This is a genomic window from Neisseria flavescens (genome assembly GCF_005221285.1).
Taxonomy (GTDB): domain Bacteria; phylum Pseudomonadota; class Gammaproteobacteria; order Burkholderiales; family Neisseriaceae; genus Neisseria; species Neisseria flavescens.
On sequence record NZ_CP039886.1, the window covers coordinates 1,722,280 to 1,740,866 of the forward strand.

An 18,587-nucleotide genomic window follows, 5' to 3' on the forward strand; every position below is an offset into this window, starting at 1 on the left:
ACTGATTTAAGTCATTGCCTGCTTTGAAGATAATCCACTAAAAAGGCCGTCTGAAACATTTTCAGACGGCCTTTTCTTGCTTTACGTTTTAGCTGTAAATCTTCGCGCCTTTTTTGACGAACTCAATCGCTTTTTCTTCCATGCCTTGCCGTTGGGCTTTTTGCTTGTCGGCATAGTCGCGCACTTCCTGCGTGATTTTCATCGAGCAGAATTTGGGGCCGCACATCGAGCAGAAGTGGGCGATTTTCGCGCCTTCGGCGGGCAGGGTTTCGTCGTGGAAGCTTTCGGCGCGTTCGGGGTCGAGGCTTAAGCGGAATTGGTCGCGCCATCGAAACTCGAAACGCGCCTTGCTCAGAGCGTTGTCGCGCAACTGTGCGCCCGGCCAGCCTTTGGCGAGGTCGGCGGCGTGGGCGGCGAGTTTGTAGGTGATGATGCCGGTGCGCACGTCTTCTTTGTCGGGCAGCCCCAAATGTTCTTTGGGGGTAACGTAACAAAGCATCGCCGTGCCGTACCAGCCGATGTTGGCCGCGCCTATGCCCGAGGTGATGTGGTCGTAGCCGGGGGCGATGTCGGTAACGAGCGGGCCGAGGGTGTAGAAAGGCGCTTCAAAGCAGTGTTGCAGCTCTTCGGTCATATTTTCTTTGACGCGTTGCAGCGGCACATGGCCGGGGCCTTCGATCATCACTTGTACGTCGTGTTCCCACGCTTTGGCGGTCAATTCGCCCAAGGTATGCAGTTCGGCGAATTGGGACTCGTCGTTGGCATCGGCAATGCAGCCGGGACGCAGGCCGTCGCCGAGGCTGAACGATACGTCATACGCCTTCATGATTTCACAGATTTCGTCGAAATGCGTGTAGAGGAAGTTTTCTTTGTGGTGGGCGAGACACCATTTCGCCATAATCGAACCGCCGCGCGATACGATGCCGGTGAGGCGGTTGGCGGTCATCGGCACATACCGCAGCAACACGCCCGCGTGTATGGTGAAATAGTCCACGCCTTGTTCCGCCTGTTCGATTAAGGTGTCGCGGAACAAATCCCAAGTCAAATCTTCGGCGATGCCGCCGGTTTTTTCCAAAGCCTGATAGATGGGCACGGTGCCGATGGGGACGGGCGCGTTGCGGATAATCCATTCGCGCGTTTCGTGGATGTGCGCGCCGGTAGACAAATCCATAATCGTGTCCGCGCCCCAACGCAGCGACCACACCATTTTTTCGACTTCTTCGGTCAGGCTGGAGGTAACGGCGGAGTTGCCCAAGTTGCCGTTGATTTTGACGCGGAAGTTACGTCCGATAATCATCGGTTCGAGTTCGGGATGGTTGATGTTGGCGGGGATGATCGCGCGTCCGGCGGCGATTTCTCGGCGCACGAATTCGGGCGTGATTTGGTCGGGACGGGTCGGGATGTTCGCGCCGAAACTTTGCCCTGCGTGTTGTTTCAAAAGTTTGGCGTATTCCGGTTTTTGGGACAATTCGTCTAATTTTAAACGTTCGCGTATGGCGACAAATTCCATTTCCGGCGTGATAATGCCTTGCCGGGCGTAATGGAGCTGGGTTACGTTGCGGCCGGCTTTGGCGCGGCGCGGGCGGGTGATTTGGTTGAAACGCAAATGGGCGGTTTTCGGGTCGTGCGCACGTTCGATGCCGTATTCGCTGGAGAGTTTGGGCAGGATTTCGGTATCACCGCGTTCGTCCAGCCACGCCGTGCGGATGTGGGGCAGACCTTGTTTCAGGTCGATGTGTGCCGCCGGATCGCCGTACACGCCGCTGGTGTCATAGACGGGAATCGGCGGATTGGCTTCCGTGCCTTGCGCCGTGTAAGTGTCGTCCTGGCGGATTTCGCGCAAAGGCACGCGGATGTCGTCGCGGCTGCCTTGCAGATACACGCGTTCCGAGTTCGGATATTTGAAGCGGATGCCGATGTCTTCGCTCAAGTCGGCAAGCTCGCGTGCTTCGTTACCGGAAGTTTTGGCGGTTTTTTTTGGCGTAGTCATAAAAAATGCTCCTGTTTTCTCGTTTAGGATAAGAAACAGGAGCGTTTTGCGTTTTCAGACGGCATTTGAAAACCAATGCCGTCTGAAAGGCAGAATCCGTGAAAACTCCCCACGCAGGTATTATCCTGTTCGGGTGTAAAGGGTATTTCTCAGCCACTTGGTTTGAAAGCAGCACCCCTGTTTCTTTATTAACGAAAATTAAACCATGCGGACGGTTTTTTGTAAAGCGGCGGTTTTCGCATTTTCTGTCAAAAACGCTTGACAGCGATTTCGTCTTTCCGTATAGTTACAACTTCTGACGCGGGATGGAGCAGCATGGTAGCTCGTCGGGCTCATAACCCGAAGGTCGTAGGTTCGAATCCTGCTCCCGCAACCAAATATAAAAATCCCCTGTAATCGCAGGGGATTTTGCTTTATGCGGCATTTATTGTTGCTTGGATTGATTGAAAGGCCGTCGGAACCATTGGGTTTCAGACGGCCTTTTTTATTGGCCGATGTCATCGGCGGCTAATTTGCTTTTATCTTTTATTTTGAGTTTGTGTTTTTCAGACGGCCTATTGTTGCTCCAGATCGGTATCGTTGCGCAGGTGTTCTTTGAGGCGTTGCAATTCTTTTTTGTCCAACCATTTATTGCGCGAACGTTGCAACAGGATCACCAATGCGGCGATTTCGTTACGCATATTGGTACTGAGCCAGAGGAAGCCTTGCCAGTCGTAATGCAGGCGGGCGGCCGGTTTGCTTAGTTCGGTATTGAGCGAAGTATCGATGCGGATACGGCGGGCGTAGTGGCCTTTGATGAGGCGGACGGTCAGCCGAAGCTCGCGTTGGAGTTGGTTGAAATGGCGGTCGAGCAGGCGGATTTCGCTTTCGTTGAGCGTAGGCGCGCGCAGTTTGGCGGCGGTGGTCAGGAGCAGCTCGGTGGTGGTGACGATTTTGCGGTGGGCATGCTGCATGGCTTCCATCATATTGTTGCTGATGTGGCTTTCGCCGGATGTGGCGGCCAGATGGCTGCGACTTTTGACCATGCGGGCGTTGATTTTGCGCATTTTAATCATGTTTTGTTCCAAACGCTCGCGCGTCATGCGCTTGCCGTTGCTGATTTCGGCAATCATTTTGGCGCAGTCGGTGAGGTTGTCGGCAAGCATGAAACGCCACATCAGGGTGGAGCGCAGGGGCAGGAGTTTGGCGGCGGCAATGGCGATGGCGGCACCGATCAAAACGTTCATGGCGCGCATCAGGCCGCTGTCGAGCCAGTGGTGGCTGCTGTCGCCGATGAGCATGCACATGGTCAAACCGGCAAGCATGGCGACATAGCCGTTTTTGCCGACCGCAGACCAACCGGCCACTGCGCTGGCGGCACCGATAATCAGATAGAAGAAAACGCCGTCTTGCAAATAATGTTGGTTCAACCATAAAACGGTCAACCCGACGCCCAAACCGATGGCTGTGCCGAGCATGCGTTCGACTGCTTTGGAGTAAATTGCGCCTTGGAATTGCAGCATGCCGAGGACGACAAAGACGGTCATGCCGATCCACTCGCCGTGTTGCAGGTGGAAGACTTTGGCCAACAGGGTGGAAAACACGATCGCCAAGCCGAGGCGGAAGGCGTGGATATGGCGGCGATAGCGGTAGCGTTCGTAGGCGTTGAGCCAGCGTTCGGAAAAATGGATGCGTTCGGATTGGGCAGGCATGTTGTAAGACGTATGGGTATGTGGGGATGTAAATTATAACTGATTGGTAAAGCAGATGAAATTTGAACCGCTCCCAAACGGCTTGCCCTATTGCGGATTTTATCTGCCGCAAGCGGATATAATGGCGGCTTTGAATCAGACAGGCGGTAAAGAAATGGCGACGGTTTTAAGCGCAGGCGTGGATGAAGCGGGACGCGGCCCTTTGGTCGGCAGCGTATTTGCGGCGGCAGTGATTTTGCCGGAACATTTTGATTTGCCGGGTTTGACCGATTCAAAAAAACTGAGCGAAAAAAAGCGCGATATGTTGGCGCAGATGATTAAAGAACAGGCGGTTGCGTGGAGCATTGCCTTTGCCGACCCCGACGAAATCCTGAAACTGAACATCCTGCACGCAACCATGGCAGCAATGAAGCGCGCAGTCGAGGGACTGTCGGTCGCTCCCGACAAAGTGTGGATAGACGGCAACCGCGTGCCGAAAGATTTGAATGTCCCTGCCGAAGCCGTGGTCAAAGGCGACAGCAAAATTATTGAAATCTCCGCCGCTTCGGTTTTGGCCAAAACCGCGCGTGATGCGGAAATGTATGAATTGGCGAAACGCTATCCGCAATATGGGTTTGACCGCCACAAAGGCTATGGCACGGCGCAACATTTGGCCGCGTTGAAACAATACGGCGTATTGCTGGAACACCGCCGCGATTTTGCACCGGTCAAAACCTTATTGGCACAAGGCAATCTGTTTGAAGAATGAAAGCATATCAAAAGGCCGTCTGAAAGATTTCAGACGGCCTTGTTTTTGGAAAAGTATTATTTCAACGCAGCCAAACACTCTTTAATCAACTCAGGGCCGCGATAAATCAAACCGCTGTACACCTGCACTGCGCTGGCACCCAAGCGGATTTTTTCTGCCGCGTCCGCGCCGTTCATGATGCCGCCGACGCCGATAATCGGTAGCTTGCCGTCAATGCGTTCCACTAAAAGTTTCAACACCTGATTGCTTTTCTCGCGTACGGGCAAACCGCTCAAGCCGCCTTGTTCGCCTGCGAGCGGATGGCTGCCCAAGCTTGATTTGTCGATGGTTGTGTTGGTGGCGATGATGCCGTCCATTTCCACAGATTTGACCACATGGGCGATGTCGTCGATTTGCGCTTCGTCCAAATCCGGCGCGATTTTGACCGCCAGCGGCACATATTTGCCATGTGCGGCCGCCAGTTGCGCCTGTTTGTTTTTCAAGGCTTCCAACAATGCGCTCAACTCGTCGCTGCCCTGCAAGGCGCGCAGGTTTTTCGTATTGGGGGAGGAAATATTGACCGTGATGTAGCTTGCGTGGACGTAGGCTTTTTCCAAGCAAATCAGATAATCGTCGGCCGCGTTTTCAATCGGCGTAACGGCATTTTTGCCGATGTTGATGCCCAAAATGCCTTTAAAGCGGCTGTTTTCAATGTTGCGGATCATCGCGTCGATGCCGTGGTTGTTGAAACCCATGCGGTTGATGATGCCTTGGTGTTCGGGAACGCGGAAAAGGCGCGGCTGCGGATTGCCCGGCTGCGGCTTGGGCGTTACCGTGCCGATTTCGACAAAGCCGAAACCCAAAGCGGCAAACGCATCGATACACTCGCCGTTTTTGTCCAAACCTGCCGCCAAGCCGACCGGATTGGGCAGTTGCAAACCCATCAGCTCGGTTGGTCGGGTGTGGCTGTCCACCTTGGACAGCAGGCCGAGTTTTTCGATAGAACGCAAACTGTTGAGCGTGAAATGATGGGCCTTTTCTGCATCGAAACGGAACAGGATAGGACGGACGAGTGAATACATGGCGGCGGCTTTCTGAACGGTTGATGAATTTGGCGTTATTTTACCTGAAACCGTCAAACTGCCCCAAACGTCTGTATCGATATGATTTTATTGTTTGGTGTCAAATGAAAATAAATAGGGTTTTTGCGTGTAGTCGGATAGTTTATTAAAATGGCAAGAGAGAGGCTTTTCAGACGGCCTGATGGATGTATCAAAAGTCCGTCTGAAAAGTTTTGATTTGATTGTTTACCTGATACAGGAAGATTTTTATGAAACAGGCGGTTGATCCTTATGCGAGTTTCCGTGAACTGACGCTGCGGGGGATGATACTCGGCGCGTTGATTACGGTGATTTTTACGGCATCCAATGTGTATTTGGGCTTGAAGGTGGGTTTGACTTTTGCGTCTTCGATTCCGGCTGCGGTAATTTCGATGGCGGTTTTGAAGTTTTTTAAAGGCAGCAATATTCTGGAAAATAATATGGTGCAGACTCAGGCTTCGGCTGCGGGTACGCTCTCCAGTATTATTTTTATTCTGCCGGGTTTGCTGATGGCCGGTTATTGGGCGGGCTTTCCGTTTTGGCAGACTACGCTGCTGTGTATGTCCGGCGGTATTTTGGGCGTGATTTTCACTGTGCCTTTGCGTTATGCGATGGTGGTGAAGAGCGATTTGCCTTATCCGGAAGGCGTGGCGGCGGCCGAGATTTTGAAGGTCGGCGACCATGATGCGGACCAACAGGAAGGCGGCAGCGGTATCAAGGAATTGGTGTCGGGCGGCGCTCTGGCGGGTTTGATGAGCTTCTGTGCAAGCGGTTTGCGCGTGGTGGCGGACAGCGCGAGCTATTGGTTTAAAGGCGGTGCGTCGGTGTTCCAAGTGCCGATGGGCTTTTCTTTGGCCTTGCTGGGCGCGGGCTATTTGGTCGGCCTGACCGGCGGTATCGCGATTTTGCTGGGTATTTCGATTGCCTGGGGTGTGGCTGTGCCTTATCTGTCGGCGCATATTCCGCAACCTGCCGATATGGAGATGATTCCTTTTGCGATGTCTTTGTGGAAGGAAAAAGTCCGTTTTATCGGCGCGGGTACGATCGGTATCGCGGCTATTTGGACGCTGTTGACCTTGATGAAACCGATGGTTGAGGGTATGCGCCTGTCTTTCCGCAATTTCGGCGGTGCGCAGATGACCGAACGCACGGAACAGGATTTGTCGCCTAAGGCGATGATTGCCTGGGTGTTGGCGATGATGCTGGTGTTGGGCGTGTCCTTCTTCCACTTTATCGGCGACTCGCATATTTCCGGCGGTTTGGCTTGGCTGTTGGTGGTTGTATGTACGCTGCTGGCTTCGATTATCGGCTTTTTGGTGGCCGCGGCTTGCGGTTATATGGCCGGTTTGGTCGGTTCGTCTTCCAGCCCGATTTCGGGTGTGGGCATCGTCTCTATCGTCATTATTTCGCTGGTGTTGCTGCTGGTCGGCGAATCCGGCGGCTTGATGGCTGATGAGGCAAACCGCAAATTCCTGCTGGCGTTGACGCTGTTTTGCGGTGCGTCTGTGATTTGTGTGGCTTCGATTTCCAATGACAACCTGCAGGATTTGAAAACGGGTTATCTGGTAAAAGCAACGCCTTGGAAACAGCAGGTTGCGCTGATTATCGGCTGCGTTGTCGGTGCATTGGTGATTTCGCCTGTGTTGGAGCTTTTGTATGAAGCCTACGGCTTTACCGGCGCGATGCCGCGTGAAGGCATGGATGCGGCCCAAGCCCTTGCCGCACCTCAGGCAACTTTGATGACCACCATCGTCCAAGGTATTTTCTCGCACAATCTGCAATGGGATTATATTTTCACCGGCGTGGCCATCGGCGTGGCGTTGATCGCGGTCGATTTCACATTGCGCAAATCTTCCGGCGGCAAGCGCGCTTTGCCGGTATTGGCCGTGGGCATGGGCATTTACCTGCCGCCGTCTGTGAATATGCCGATTGTAATTGGCGCGGTATTGGCTGCGGTGTTGAAATCCGTCATCGCCCGCCGTCAGGAAAACCGTGAAGGCCGTCTGAAAAATGCGGAACGTATCGGTACGCTGTTCTCTGCCGGTTTGATTGTCGGCGAGAGCCTGATCGGTGTGATTATGGCGTTTATCATCGCCTTCTCCGTAACCAACGGCGGTTCGGATGCGCCTTTGGCCCTGAACCTGGAAAACTGGGATACGGCCGCCAAATGGCTGGGCTTGGCGTTTTTTGTTTTCGGTATGTTCGTGTTTGCACGCCGCGTGTTGAAAGCAGGACGTTAAGTTTGTCGGTTGAGAAAAGGCCGTCTGAAACCCAAAACATTGGGGTTTCAGACGGCCTTTTCAGTGGAAATTTGTTTGGAATGATTTTAGGAAGTTTGGGTATAATTATCGCGGGGCTAGGTAGTGAAACAGCCCCATGGCAGTGGGGCTGTTTTATTTGAACCTCCCTAGAAAGGAGAGTTTCAACATGAAACGAACCAAGCCGAAAGGTCGTTCATGGCTGAGACTGCGGACAGTCGTTAGGATTATCTTAACCCTGTTCCTGCTCTTAGTCAATTAAACGGCTGAAAACAAAAAACTGTTTCTCAGTTTCCACCTGTTTGTCATGAACGGGCGGTTTTTTATTGTTTAACGCTGACTCAAACAATCTGCAATCGCTTTGGCAATTTTGGCACTGGCACCTTGATGTTGCGAAATGAATTGCTCGGTGTGGCTGATCAGCTGTTGGCGCAGCGTTTCGTCGTCGAGGTATTGGCGCGTGGTTCTGTACCAGGCTTCGGCGGTTTCGACGCGGACGGCGGCTTTGGCTTCGACCGCGCCTTTGCAGGCTTGGGCGAAGTTGTAGTTGGAGTAGCCGAAGAGGGTGGGGACGCGGCAGGAGATGGGTTCGATGATGTTTTGGCAGCCGGCATCAACCAGGCTGCCGCCGACGAAGGCAATGTCTGCGCTGAGGTAGTAGGCGGCAAGTTCGCCCATGCTGTCGCCTATCCAAACCTGTGTATCGGGGGAAACGGGTTGTCCGTCGCTGCGTTTTTGGACGGTATAACCAAGCGATTTGGCGGTATCGTAGGCCGTCTGAAAGTTTTCAGGGTGGCGCGGTACGATGACCAACAAGGCATTGCCGCGGTAGCCCTGCCATGCTTTGAGGAGCAACTCGGCTTCGTCTGTGCCTTTGTACACGCGCGTGCTGGCGCAGACGACGATGGGGCGTGCGCCGATGCGTTCTTTAAAGGCGACGGCAAGCGGGCGCGAGTCGTCGGGGGGAGCGATATCGTATTTGGTGTTGCCGCAGACGTGGACGTTGGACGCGCCGATAAGGTGAAGGCGTTCGGCATCGGCGGCGGTTTGGGCAAAGCAGCCGGAGAGGCTCTGCATGGTAGGCTCGACCAGCTTGCGGATTTTGAGGTAGCCGCGTTGGGATTTTTCGGAGAGGCGCGCGTTGGCCAAAAAGAGGGGAATGCCTGCTTCTTGGCAGCCGTGCATCAGGTTGGGCCAGATTTCGGTTTCCATCAAAATGCCGCAGATGGGGCGGTGTTCGGCTAAAAATCGGGCGACCCATTCGGATTTGTCGTAGGGCAGGTAACGGCATTGCGCATCGGGGAACAGGGATTGCGCGGTGGCGCGTCCGGTCGGCGTCATTTGGGTAATCAAAAACGGCGAGTCGGGAAAATGGCGGCGCAATGCCTGGACTAAAGGTTCGGCCGCACGCGTTTCGCCGACGGATACGGCGTGTATCCAAATCGGTCGTTGTACGGGATTGGGATACGCCTGCCCGAAACGCTCGTCCCAATGTTCGAGATAGGCTGGAGATTTGAGGGCGCGGCGGCGCAGGTGGCGGCGAATCAGGAAGGGGGCGAGGTGCCACAGCGTGGCGTAAAGGCGGCGTATCATGCTTACGGGTCTTGTGTCGGAATAGGCCTATTTTATCGGAAACTGAAACGGAAGATATAGCTTTGATGCGTGTTTTACGCAAAGGAAACAGGCCGTCTGAAAGGTTTCAGACGGCCTTTAATGCAGGCATAAACGCTTTTACTTCACTTGCGCCATGTATTTTTTCAGACGGCCTTTGCTTTGCATGGCGCGGTTTTCCATTTCATCGACAACGGCTTGCGCTTTGGCTTTGTTCACCGGTTTGCCGACCTGAATCAGGCCACTCATGTTCATCATGCGGTGCGGCGGGCAGGTATAGACATACACGCCTTCTTTGTCGAGCTTGAGCGTGAAGTCTTTGCCGTCTTCGGAGAGGAAGTCAGCAACGCCGTCGGGCAGGGCTTTGCTTTGCACCCAGTGTCCGCTGTTAGTAGCTTTGAAGGTAACAGTGTCGCCGACTTTGGCGTTGACGTAGCCTGGTTCGAACACCATGCTGCCGTCTTTGCCGTTGTCGAGCATTTTGATTTCGTGGTTGGCGGCGTATGCGCTGAGGGAAGCAGTCAGCATCAGGAGAAAGAGTGATTTTTTCATGGGAAAGTCCTTTCTAAGGATAAAAAATAGAGGTCGGGCTGATGCGTCGAAGAACTAAGCCTTGGGCTTACCACCCTCTCCCTAACCCTCTCCCGCGGGAGAGGGGATAAGTTGCAGGGAGTTCGCAGGCCGGATGCTCAAATCCGACATTTCAGGAGCGGTCAAGTTACGCACTCTGCCGCATCGGGCGGATAACGGGCAGGCCTTTGCTGTCGTATAAAAGTTCGATATCCACCTTGTACAGCCTGCCGATCATGTCCGCCTGCAATACGTCCTGCGGCGCGCCCTGTGCCTGTACTTTGCCTTCGCCGAGCAGAATCACGCCGTCTGAAAATTGCGCGGCGAGGCTCAAATCATGCAAAACCATCAGCGTAACCAGATTGTGTTCGTGCGTGTATTGCACCACGCGTTCTAAAAGATTGAGTTGATGGTGCATATCCAGCGCGCTGACCGGCTCGTCCAGCATTAGGATTTCGGGGCAGCGCAGCATGACTTGGGCAAACATGACGAGCTGCCGCTGTCCGCCGGAAAGCCGCATGACGTCGCGGTGCGCCAGATGGCCGATGCCCAGCTCCGCCATGATACTTGCGGCTTCGTGCAGCAGTTCGTCGCCGACGTGCATGTGCAGCGCGTCCATGCGGCCGAGCAACACGACTTCCAGCGCGGTCAGCGAGGCTTCGGCGGCGGTGTCCTGCGGCATATAGCCTATGCGTTTGCGCCAGCTTTGCAGATTGAGCCTGCTCAACACTTCGCCGCCGTAACTGATTTTGCCTTGATGCGCCACTTCGCCGAAAATCGTTTTCATCAGCGAGGATTTGCCCGTGCCGTTCGGGCCGAGCACGGAATAGACTTTGCCTTGTTCCAGCGTCAAATCGATACTGTCGGCGACCACATAATCGCCGCGCCGGATATGGACGTTTTCAAGTTTCAACATTTCAGACGGCCTTTAAGCAAAGAGGGCGGCAAACCAGTTTTTAATACGTTGCCATAGTGACGGTTCGGCGACGGTTTCGGCTGATGCCGCAACAGTGTCGGCAGCCGCTTGTTTGTTGCAGTCTTCCAAACCGTCGCAACCCAAACGGATAAAGAAAGTACCCTGCGGCTCGACCGGCAGGTATTTACGGTGGAATTCACGGTAGGTCTCTTCCGGATTCACATCGGCAAAGGCTTCGGGATACAACGCTTTGGCGATAAATTGGGCGGATGCCAAATCGGAAAGCGAACGCGAAGCAGTATGGTAAATGCCGAATACACGGCCGTTTCGGACAGCGGGAATTTCCGCCCAACCGGCACGCCGGATGAAACCCTGTAAGCGTTTTTGCGCTTCGGCGGCTTCGATGCCGATGCCCATCGCCATTGCCGCCGGCTGCTTCAGTCCGGATTCGGTGCCGGAAATAATCACAACGTCGGGCTTGGCGGCAAGAAACTGCTCGGGATTAATCGCCCCCCAGTCTTTGATGAAGGCTGCGGCAATATTGTCGCCGCCCACTGTATCGGCAATCGCACCCCACATATTTTTGCCGAAAGTAAAGCTATGTTCGGCAGGACCCTTGTCTCCGAACTCGATATAGATTTTCGGCTTGGGCTTGCCCGCTTCGGCCACGCGTTTTTGAATGTCGGCCATGCCTTGGGCGTATTCGGCGGCAACCTGCCCTGCACGCTCCGGCGTACCGGCGATTTCGCCGAAAAGTTTGGCACTGGCGGTATGGCGTTCGACCGTTTGCGCATTGAAATCGACCACAACCACCGGAATGCCGGCTTTTTCGAAACGCGGCATTTCTTCTTTCAACGCGTCATACTGCCAATCCGCCAACACCACCACATCGGGTTTCATTGCCAAGGTTTTCTCAAACGAAAATGTACCAGCGTTCACATTGCCGATGTCGCCGATGTTTTGCAGCGAAGGGATTTTGGCGCGGTAGAGCGACCAACTGCCGGGGTTGAATTTCTCCCAAAATTCGCGCGAAATACCGACCACATTGTCAAATTTATCGACACCGGATACGGCAATATAATCAGGATAATAAAAGCCCAGCACCACACGTTTGGCAGGCACATCGACCCGCACTTCGCGCCCGCGTACGTCGGTAAGCGTTTTCACTTCGGCACAAACACCCTGCACGGCAAGACTGAACAAGGCGGCGGTTAAAATACGGCAAACAGGTTTCATTGGTTCTCTCTGTAAAATAAAAAAACAGTTTCAGACGACCCCGTCGCAACAAAAGACCGTCCGAAAAAACTTACCGCTTGGACAATACAATCCAAAAGAAAAACGGCACGCCGACAAACGACGTAACGATGCCCACCGGAAACAGCGCGCCCGGGATAATTACCTTGGACAACACGCTCGCCACCGACAAAAACGCCGCCCCCGCCAGCATTGCGCCGGGCAGGAAGAAACGTTGGTCTTCGCCCAAAAGAATCCGTGCCACATGCGGGGCAACCAAGCCGATAAAGCCGATGACGCCGACAAAACTGATTGCCGTTGCCGTCATAACGGCCACCAACACCAGCGTTTTCAGGCGCAAAAGTTGCAGATTGATGCCCAGCCCGACGGCGCGTTCTTCGCCCAAGCGCAGCGCAGTCAACTTCCACACATCGCGTGAAAGCAGAAACACGCATACCGCCGTAACCGCCGCCGTAACGATGACCGTTTCCCAAGTTGCTTTGTTCAAACTGCCAAACAGCCAAAACAAAATCTGCTGTGAAATCTCAGGCGCGGCGATAAATTGAATCAGCGACAAAATCGACTGAAACAGAAACAACAGCGCAATCCCGACCAACACCAGCATCGCCGAATTGAAGCGGCGTGCCGAGGCAAACAGAAACAAGATGCCCGAAGCCAGCATGGTCATCACAAACGCGCCGATGGGAACGGCGACCGTTTCAGGCAGCCCGAAACCGCCGAACGCAATCACCACCGACGCGCCCAAACCTGCCGCCGCCGCCAAACCCAGCGTATAAGGGCTGGCCATCGGGTTGTTCAAGAGCGTCTGAATTTCCGCGCCACCGACACCCAAAGCCGCACCGACCACTAGCGCCATTACCGCAATCGGCAGGCGCAGATCCATCACAATCAGGCGGTTCATTTCATCGACTTCGGGTTTGCCCAGCAAAACATTGACTACTTCGCCGACAGGCAGCGTGTCCGTCATCGCCGGGCCGGTGGCGATGTCGAATAGGAAACTGACCGCGGCGATGGCTAAAAACATCAACACAATCAACCAACGCTTGCCTTCCAACTTGCGCTGGTTTTTCACAATCTCGGCGACAACCGAATCATTCATTTTTTTAAACCTTTGAAATTAAGTAATAAGGCCGGACATCCATGCCCGACTATCTCTTTTGTCTGTATCCGTTTTGAAGGGTGGTTTTTGAAAACCGGGATAACGGCGTTCCAAACGGCTTTGCCCTCTCCCTAGCCCTCTCCCACGAGGAGAGGGAATCGGATAACTGAAGTCCGACCATTGTTGTGATTCTTTACAATTTGCTCCCTCTCCCACGGAGAGAGGGAATCAGATAACTGAATTCCGACCATTGTTGTGATTCCCTGCAATTTGTTCTCTTTCCCACGGAGAGAGGGCATCGGATAACTGAAATTCAACTATTGTTGCGATTCCCTGCAATTTGTTCCCTCTCCCCATGGGAGAGGGCTAGGGAGAGGGCAAAAACAGTCAAACCCACCTGAAGCTCCCTATTCGGTACGACGGAAAGTCGTAGTGTGGGCTTCACTCACGAAAACAGGAAACCCCATACCGTTTGCCATCATTTCTGCAAATGTTATCCATCGGCAAAGCTCACGCTACGGTTCTATACAAAAAAACACGCTGCTTTCAGACGGCCTTCCGATTTAAAAGGCCGTCTGAAAATCTAAACTACCTTATTGTCCTTTCGGATAGAGGTAGAACGTGCCGTTCGGTACGACGGGCAGGTTTTGGCGGTAGAAGTCGGTATAAGTTTTCTCAGGATTGAAGTCTTTGAACAACTGCGGATAAATCGCTTTGGCCATAAACTGAATCGATGCGCTGTCGGACAGCGTGCGCGAGTTGGCGTGGTAGGCGGCGTAGAGGCGGTTGTTTTTAATCGCAGGCAGGTTGGCCCAGCCGGCGCGTTTGGCAAAGCCTGCCAAGCGTTTTTCCGCTTCCGCTTTCGGAATGCCCCAGCCCATCACCATGGCGGCCGGGTTTTTCTTCAATTCGGTTTCGCGGCCGGTAATCACGATCACGTCGGGTTTGGCGGCGAGGACTTTTTCAGGATTGATCGGGCCGTAGAACTCGACCGAAGAAGCGGCGATATTGTTGCCGCCGACCAGCGTCGCCATCGAACCCCACATGCTTTTGCCGAAGGTAACGCTGTGCTCTGCAGGGCCTTTGTTGCCGAACTCGACATAGACTTTAGGCTTAGGCAGGTTGGCTTTTTTCACGCGCGCTTGGATGGTGTCGGCAACGCGTTTGTAGTCTGCCGCCAGTTTGTCGGCTTTTTGCTGCTGGCCGGTCAGCGTGCCGATGAGCTTGGTCGATTGGACGTGTTTGGCGACCGTTTGCGCGTTGTAATCCAACACCACAATCGGAATGCCCGCTTTGTTGATGCGGGCGAGGTCGGAACCCAAAGCCTTGTATTGCCATTCGGCCAAAACCAGCAAATCGGGTTTCAGTGCCAATACTTTCTCAATCGAGAAAGTGCCGACTTCCACTTCGCCCACGTCGGTCAGCTGATTCAGTTTAGGCACGGCTTTGCTGAATGCCGCCCAGCTTGGCGGCGCCCAGTCGGCCCAAACCGCTTTGGAAAAACCGACGACGTTGTCCAGCGCGGTTTTACCGCCGATGGCCATGTAGTCTTGGTAGTAGAAGCCCAAAACCACGCGCTTGGCAGGCAGGTCGACGGTTACTTTGCGGCCGACGGTATCGGTCAGCTGAATGGGTTTGGCAAAAGCGGATACGGAGCCGACTGACAAAGCGGCGGCGGCAATCAAGGCAGAAAGTTGCGTAAATCTCATGAATCATTCCTTTAGAATATGATGATAATTACTATCTTTTAGTAAATTTACAAGGTATTGGGTATTTTTTCAAGTTAAACGAAAGGATAGACATGTTTTGGAATAAAAAGTTGCATCATTAAACGAAGGAATAGTGTTGATATAAGGATTGAGTGTACTGAAGACCTAGTTAAAAGGACGAGTATGGTGTGCCTAAATCCATAGTGGGCAGTAGCTGAAATGGATAGGCAAAGGGTTTTTTATTGCAAAAAATAAAAGGTATCTGGTTGAATACAGCAGGCCGTCTGAAACCGTGTAATCAGGGTTCAGACGGCCTTTGGTGTGGGCATAAAAGTTTTATTGCACTTGCGCCATCTATTTTTCAGACGGCCTGTAAGCAGTATTTGGGAAAAGTGAAAAAGGTTGGTTTTTGAAATAGCGAAATAGGGAAGAAGGGGGCTTGAGGGAGAATCGGGTGTAAACCCAAAATGCGGACGAATAAAAAGGGCGTGTATCGAAACACGCCCTTGCCGGAGGTTCAGACGGCCTGTGATTCCGCCTGTTCGCTTTGGTTGAGGATTTTAATCAGCTTCTCGGTTTTTTCCGGATCTTCGCAGCGCAGGATTTTGGCGGCATCGTTTTCGAGATGGCCGGTGTGGCTGTGCAGGATGATGTTTTTAACCGAAAGCAGGTTGTTGGGGTTCATGGAGAAGCGGCGCAGGCCCATGCCGAGCAGCAGTCGGGTGAAGACGGTATCGCCGGCCATTTCGCCGCAGATGGACACGCCTTTTTCCATGCGGTTTGCCGTGCGGATGATGTGTTGCAGCGTTTTGAGGACGGCAGGGTGGCCGGGTTGGTAGAGGTGGCTGACGCTGTCGTCGCCGCGGTCAACCGACAGGAGATATTGAATCAGGTCGTTGGTGCCGACGGAGATGAAATCGACGAGCTTGAGGATGCTGCCGACGGTCATGGCGGCGGACGGGATTTCAATCATGCAGCCGATGCTGACCGGGCCGAAGGCTTCGTCGCGTTCGGCGAGTTGGCGTTGGGCAGTGTCCAGATGGATAAGGCATTGGCGCACTTCGGAAATAGATGTAATCATCGGCCACATCATGTGCACGGGACCGTGGGCGGCGGCGCGGAGGATGGCGCGCATTTGGGTGCGGAACATGACCGGCTCGGCGAGGCACAGGCGGATGCCGGTCAAGCCGAGTGCGGGGTTGAGGCTGCCGTTGGGTGTGCTGTTTTGGCCGAACCAGCGCGGATTTTTATCGACACCCAAATCGACGGTGCGGATGGTAATGCTTTTGCCTTTCATCTTTTTCACAATCGTGCTGTACACTTCGTATTGCTCGTCTTCAGACGGCATGGTGTCGCGGTTGAGATAAAGAAATTCGCTGCGGAACAGGCCGACGCCGTCTGCGCCGAAGTTGTGCAGGGCTTTGATGTCTTCGGCGGATTCGATGTTGGCTAAAAGTTCGATGTTGATGCCGTCGGCCGTGGTGGCGGCGGTTTTTTTGATTTTGTTGAGTTCGCGCTTATGGTTGCGGTATTCGCGGGCGAGGTGGCGGTATTCGTTGAGGACGACTTCGTCGGGATCGATGATGAGGATGCCGTTGATGCCGTCGACGATGACGATTTCGTTTTCGGTGATGAGTTTGCGGGCGTTGTGCAGGCCGATGACGGACGGGATGTCGAGGCTGCGGCCCAAGATGGCGGTGTGGCTGGTCGGGCCGCCGGCATCGGTTACGAAGGCGGTAATGTGCTGCTCTTTGAACAATACGGTATCGGCAGGCGAGAGGTCGTGCGCGATGAGGACGGTGTCGTCAAACAGGTTGTCGGCGAGGTTGATCTCGTTGCTTTGGCCGACAAGGTTGTTGTGGATGCGGCAGACGACTTGGAGCATGTCTTGTTTGCGTTCGCGCAGGTAGTCGTCGTCGATGCTGTCGAACTGGGCGGCAAGCTTGTCGCTTTGCTGTTTCAATGCCCATTCGGCGTTGATTTTCTGTTCGCGCAAAATGTCGATGGGTTCGCGCGAGAGGGTAACGTCGGTCAGCAGCATCAGGTGCAGGGAGATGAACGCGCCCAATTCGGTCGGGGCGTTTTCGGGAATCGCGCCGCGAAGTTGTTCCAATTCTTTGCGCGTGGCTTTGATGGCGGCGTCGAAACGGGCGGCTTCGGCGTCAATGAGGTCGTCTGAAACGTCATATTGGGGCACTTCCGTCGTGCCGCGCGTAATCAGGTGGGCGTGTCCGACGGCGATGCCTTTGCCCGCCGCGACACCGTGCAGCACGATGCTCATTATTCGCCCTCGTCGAAGTAGTCGTTGATGAGGTCGGTCAACGCCTGCATGGCGGCGGCTTCGTCTGCGCCTTCTGTTTCCAGCTCAATCACGGTGCCTTTGGCGGCGGCCAGCATCATCAGACCCATGATGCTTTTGCCGTTGACGCGGTTGCCGTTTTTGGTGACCCAGACTTCGCTTTGGAATTGGGAGGCGGTTTGGGTAAATTTGCTGGAGGCGCGCGCGTGTAGGCCGAGTTTGTTGATGATTTCGATTTCTTGTTTGAGCATGGATGTCCCCTAAATGTTCGTAAAGTGAATGTTTTCAGACGGCCTTAGCCGTGTTCTTTGCACACCAGGTCTTCAGGTGCGGATGTAATGGCGAAAATGCCCCGGATGGCGGCTTCTTTGACGGTTTCGGTGAAGTCGGAGAGGTTTTCGGCTTGTGATGAGTATTGGATGGCTTTAATCATCATCGGGGCATTGAGGCCGGTCAGGATGGCGGATTTGTTTTCGCGCACCAGTCGGCGTGCGGCGTTGCTCGGGGTTGCGCCGAAGATGTCGGTCATGATCAGCACGCCGCGGTTGTCGGGAAATTCCTGCAACGCGGCGATGGCGTTGTTGATGATGTCGTTTTGATCCTCGTCGGGCTGTACGCCGAGTATGTGGAGATTTTCGGGGAAGCTGTTGGGAAAGAAATGGTCGGCCAAACCGCGATAGGCTTCACCTATGGTTTCATGTGTAATGATTAACAAACCTATCATGATGTGTTCCTAGCATGGGGGTTGAGGCCGTCTGAAGATTTTTCAGACGGCCTTTGTTTTATTTATTGTTTAAGGCGTAGATTTCGCCGAGGTTGCGCCAACAGCCGGCGGCATCCATGCCGTAGCCGAAGACGTAGCGGTTGGGCACGTCCAAACCGACATAATCGGCTTTGGTCGGTTTTTCTTTATCGATCAGTTTGTTGGCAAACACGGCCGCACGGCAGCTTGCCGCTCCCATTTCCAACAGTTTTTCCTGAATGGCGGCCATGGTGTGGCCTTCGTCCAGGATGTCGTCCAAAACGACTACATGACGGCCTTTGATTTGCTCGGGGTCGGGCATGCGTTTCCAGTTGAATGCGCCGCCTGCGAGTTTGTCGCCGTAGCGGGAAACGTGGACGTAGTCAAAGTCCAAAGGGAAGCGCAACAGCGGCAACAACTGTCCTGTAAACACCACTGCGCCACCCATCACAGGCAGGAGTAGGGGGTATTTGTCGCCCAAGTCGCGGGTGATGTCGTCGGCAACTTTTTGCAAGGCCGCGCGGCATTGTTCTTGGTCAAACAGCAAGTCGGCATTGTCCAGCATGGCTTGGGTTTCAAGGCGTTTGGTTTCTTAAGTCGGTCATGATTAGGTCGGGTTGA

15 protein-coding genes, 1 tRNA gene and 1 riboswitch are annotated in these 18,587 nt (G+C 54.0%); of the genes, 3 read left to right on the forward strand and 13 right to left on the reverse strand.

Features of this window, described 5'->3' with window-relative positions:
* Nucleotides 1–88: 88 nt before the first annotated feature.
* Nucleotides 89–1,990, reverse strand: a complete 1,902-nt coding sequence (gene thiC / locus FAH67_RS08855; protein WP_039864259.1) for a phosphomethylpyrimidine synthase ThiC — start codon at nucleotides 1,988–1,990, stop codon at nucleotides 89–91.
* An 89-nt stretch (nucleotides 1,991–2,079) separates the two neighbouring features.
* Nucleotides 2,080–2,179, reverse strand: a riboswitch (TPP riboswitch).
* A gap of 110 nt (nucleotides 2,180–2,289) precedes the next feature.
* Between thiC and FAH67_RS08860 the strand changes: the two genes are divergently transcribed.
* Nucleotides 2,290–2,366, forward strand: a tRNA-Met gene (locus FAH67_RS08860).
* A gap of 178 nt (nucleotides 2,367–2,544) precedes the next feature.
* Here the strand turns inward: FAH67_RS08860 and FAH67_RS08865 are convergent.
* Nucleotides 2,545–3,681 (reverse strand): FUSC family protein, encoded by a 1,137-nt coding sequence (locus tag FAH67_RS08865; RefSeq protein ID WP_003681721.1) that lies wholly within the window; start codon nucleotides 3,679–3,681, stop codon nucleotides 2,545–2,547.
* Between the two features lie 154 nt (nucleotides 3,682–3,835).
* Between FAH67_RS08865 and rnhB the strand changes: the two genes are divergently transcribed.
* A complete protein-coding gene (gene rnhB, locus FAH67_RS08870; RefSeq protein WP_039864274.1) occupies nucleotides 3,836–4,429 on the forward strand; it encodes a ribonuclease HII in 594 nt (197 codons plus the stop codon).
* 56 nt (nucleotides 4,430–4,485) lie between these two features.
* On the opposite strand, the gene FAH67_RS08875 is transcribed toward rnhB, so the two are convergent.
* On the reverse strand, nucleotides 4,486–5,490 hold the full coding sequence (locus FAH67_RS08875; protein WP_003681725.1) for a quinone-dependent dihydroorotate dehydrogenase: 1,005 nt from the start codon (nucleotides 5,488–5,490) through the stop codon (nucleotides 4,486–4,488).
* Nucleotides 5,491–5,738: 248 nt separating this feature from the next.
* Between FAH67_RS08875 and FAH67_RS08880 the strand changes: the two genes are divergently transcribed.
* On the forward strand, nucleotides 5,739–7,748 hold the full coding sequence (locus FAH67_RS08880) for an OPT family oligopeptide transporter (protein WP_003681729.1): 2,010 nt from the start codon (nucleotides 5,739–5,741) through the stop codon (nucleotides 7,746–7,748).
* 348 nt (nucleotides 7,749–8,096) lie between these two features.
* Here FAH67_RS08880 and waaA read toward each other — a convergent pair whose 3' ends face one another.
* The 10 genes from waaA to FAH67_RS08930 all read right to left on the reverse strand — a co-directional run bounded on the left by waaA (nucleotide 8,097) and on the right by FAH67_RS08930 (nucleotide 18,531).
* A complete protein-coding gene (waaA, locus tag FAH67_RS08885; protein ID WP_003681733.1) occupies nucleotides 8,097–9,359 on the reverse strand; it encodes a lipid IV(A) 3-deoxy-D-manno-octulosonic acid transferase in 1,263 nt (420 codons plus the stop codon).
* 138 nt (nucleotides 9,360–9,497) lie between these two features.
* On the reverse strand, nucleotides 9,498–9,929 hold the full coding sequence (locus FAH67_RS08890; RefSeq protein ID WP_003681735.1) for a plastocyanin/azurin family copper-binding protein: 432 nt from the start codon (nucleotides 9,927–9,929) through the stop codon (nucleotides 9,498–9,500).
* 166 nt (nucleotides 9,930–10,095) lie between these two features.
* Nucleotides 10,096–10,863, reverse strand: a complete 768-nt coding sequence (locus FAH67_RS08895; RefSeq protein ID WP_003681737.1) for an ABC transporter ATP-binding protein — start codon at nucleotides 10,861–10,863, stop codon at nucleotides 10,096–10,098.
* Nucleotides 10,864–10,875: 12 nt separating this feature from the next.
* Nucleotides 10,876–12,099 carry an ABC transporter substrate-binding protein gene (locus FAH67_RS08900; RefSeq protein ID WP_003681738.1) on the reverse strand — a complete coding sequence of 408 codons (1,224 nt, stop codon included), beginning with the start codon at nucleotides 12,097–12,099 and terminating at the stop codon, nucleotides 10,876–10,878.
* A gap of 70 nt (nucleotides 12,100–12,169) precedes the next feature.
* Complete coding sequence (locus tag FAH67_RS08905) at nucleotides 12,170–13,216, reverse strand: FecCD family ABC transporter permease (protein ID WP_003681739.1); 1,047 nt, start codon at nucleotides 13,214–13,216, stop codon at nucleotides 12,170–12,172.
* Between the two features lie 593 nt (nucleotides 13,217–13,809).
* A complete protein-coding gene (locus FAH67_RS08910) occupies nucleotides 13,810–14,925 on the reverse strand; it encodes an ABC transporter substrate-binding protein (protein ID WP_003681743.1) in 1,116 nt (371 codons plus the stop codon).
* A 517-nt stretch (nucleotides 14,926–15,442) separates the two neighbouring features.
* Nucleotides 15,443–17,206, reverse strand: coding sequence for a phosphoenolpyruvate--protein phosphotransferase (gene ptsP / locus FAH67_RS08915; protein WP_039864261.1), 1,764 nt, complete (start codon nucleotides 17,204–17,206; stop codon nucleotides 15,443–15,445).
* Nucleotides 17,206–17,475 (reverse strand): HPr family phosphocarrier protein, encoded by a 270-nt coding sequence (locus tag FAH67_RS08920; protein WP_003681748.1) that lies wholly within the window; start codon nucleotides 17,473–17,475, stop codon nucleotides 17,206–17,208. Before FAH67_RS08920 ends, ptsP begins: the two co-directional genes overlap by 1 nt.
* Nucleotides 17,476–17,519: 44 nt before the next feature.
* The gene (locus FAH67_RS08925; protein ID WP_003681750.1) at nucleotides 17,520–17,948 is read right to left on the reverse strand and encodes a PTS sugar transporter subunit IIA; all 429 of its coding nucleotides are present in this window, start codon (nucleotides 17,946–17,948) and stop codon (nucleotides 17,520–17,522) included.
* Between the two features lie 58 nt (nucleotides 17,949–18,006).
* Nucleotides 18,007–18,531: a hypoxanthine-guanine phosphoribosyltransferase gene (locus FAH67_RS08930; RefSeq protein ID WP_115287651.1), complete on the reverse strand. Its 525-nt coding sequence runs from the start codon at nucleotides 18,529–18,531 to the stop codon at nucleotides 18,007–18,009.
* Nucleotides 18,532–18,587: the final 56 nt, after the last annotated feature.

Coding starts and splice junctions, on each gene's coding strand:
- thiC (WP_039864259.1), bottom strand. CDS start 1,990: ATGACTACGCCAAAAAAAACCGCCAAAACTTCCGGTAACGAAGCACGC.
- FAH67_RS08865 (WP_003681721.1), bottom strand. CDS start 3,681: ATGCCTGCCCAATCCGAACGCATCCATTTTTCCGAACGCTGGCTCAAC.
- rnhB (WP_039864274.1), top strand. CDS start 3,836: ATGGCGACGGTTTTAAGCGCAGGCGTGGATGAAGCGGGACGCGGCCCT.
- FAH67_RS08875 (WP_003681725.1), bottom strand. CDS start 5,490: ATGTATTCACTCGTCCGTCCTATCCTGTTCCGTTTCGATGCAGAAAAG.
- FAH67_RS08880 (WP_003681729.1), top strand. CDS start 5,739: ATGAAACAGGCGGTTGATCCTTATGCGAGTTTCCGTGAACTGACGCTG.
- waaA (WP_003681733.1), bottom strand. CDS start 9,359: ATGATACGCCGCCTTTACGCCACGCTGTGGCACCTCGCCCCCTTCCTG.
- FAH67_RS08890 (WP_003681735.1), bottom strand. CDS start 9,929: ATGAAAAAATCACTCTTTCTCCTGATGCTGACTGCTTCCCTCAGCGCA.
- FAH67_RS08895 (WP_003681737.1), bottom strand. CDS start 10,863: ATGTTGAAACTTGAAAACGTCCATATCCGGCGCGGCGATTATGTGGTC.
- FAH67_RS08900 (WP_003681738.1), bottom strand. CDS start 12,099: ATGAAACCTGTTTGCCGTATTTTAACCGCCGCCTTGTTCAGTCTTGCC.
- FAH67_RS08905 (WP_003681739.1), bottom strand. CDS start 13,216: ATGAATGATTCGGTTGTCGCCGAGATTGTGAAAAACCAGCGCAAGTTG.
- FAH67_RS08910 (WP_003681743.1), bottom strand. CDS start 14,925: ATGAGATTTACGCAACTTTCTGCCTTGATTGCCGCCGCCGCTTTGTCA.
- ptsP (WP_039864261.1), bottom strand. CDS start 17,206: ATGAGCATCGTGCTGCACGGTGTCGCGGCGGGCAAAGGCATCGCCGTC.
- FAH67_RS08920 (WP_003681748.1), bottom strand. CDS start 17,475: ATGCTCAAACAAGAAATCGAAATCATCAACAAACTCGGCCTACACGCG.
- FAH67_RS08925 (WP_003681750.1), bottom strand. CDS start 17,948: ATGATAGGTTTGTTAATCATTACACATGAAACCATAGGTGAAGCCTAT.
- FAH67_RS08930 (WP_115287651.1), bottom strand. CDS start 18,531: ATGCTGGACAATGCCGACTTGCTGTTTGACCAAGAACAATGCCGCGCG.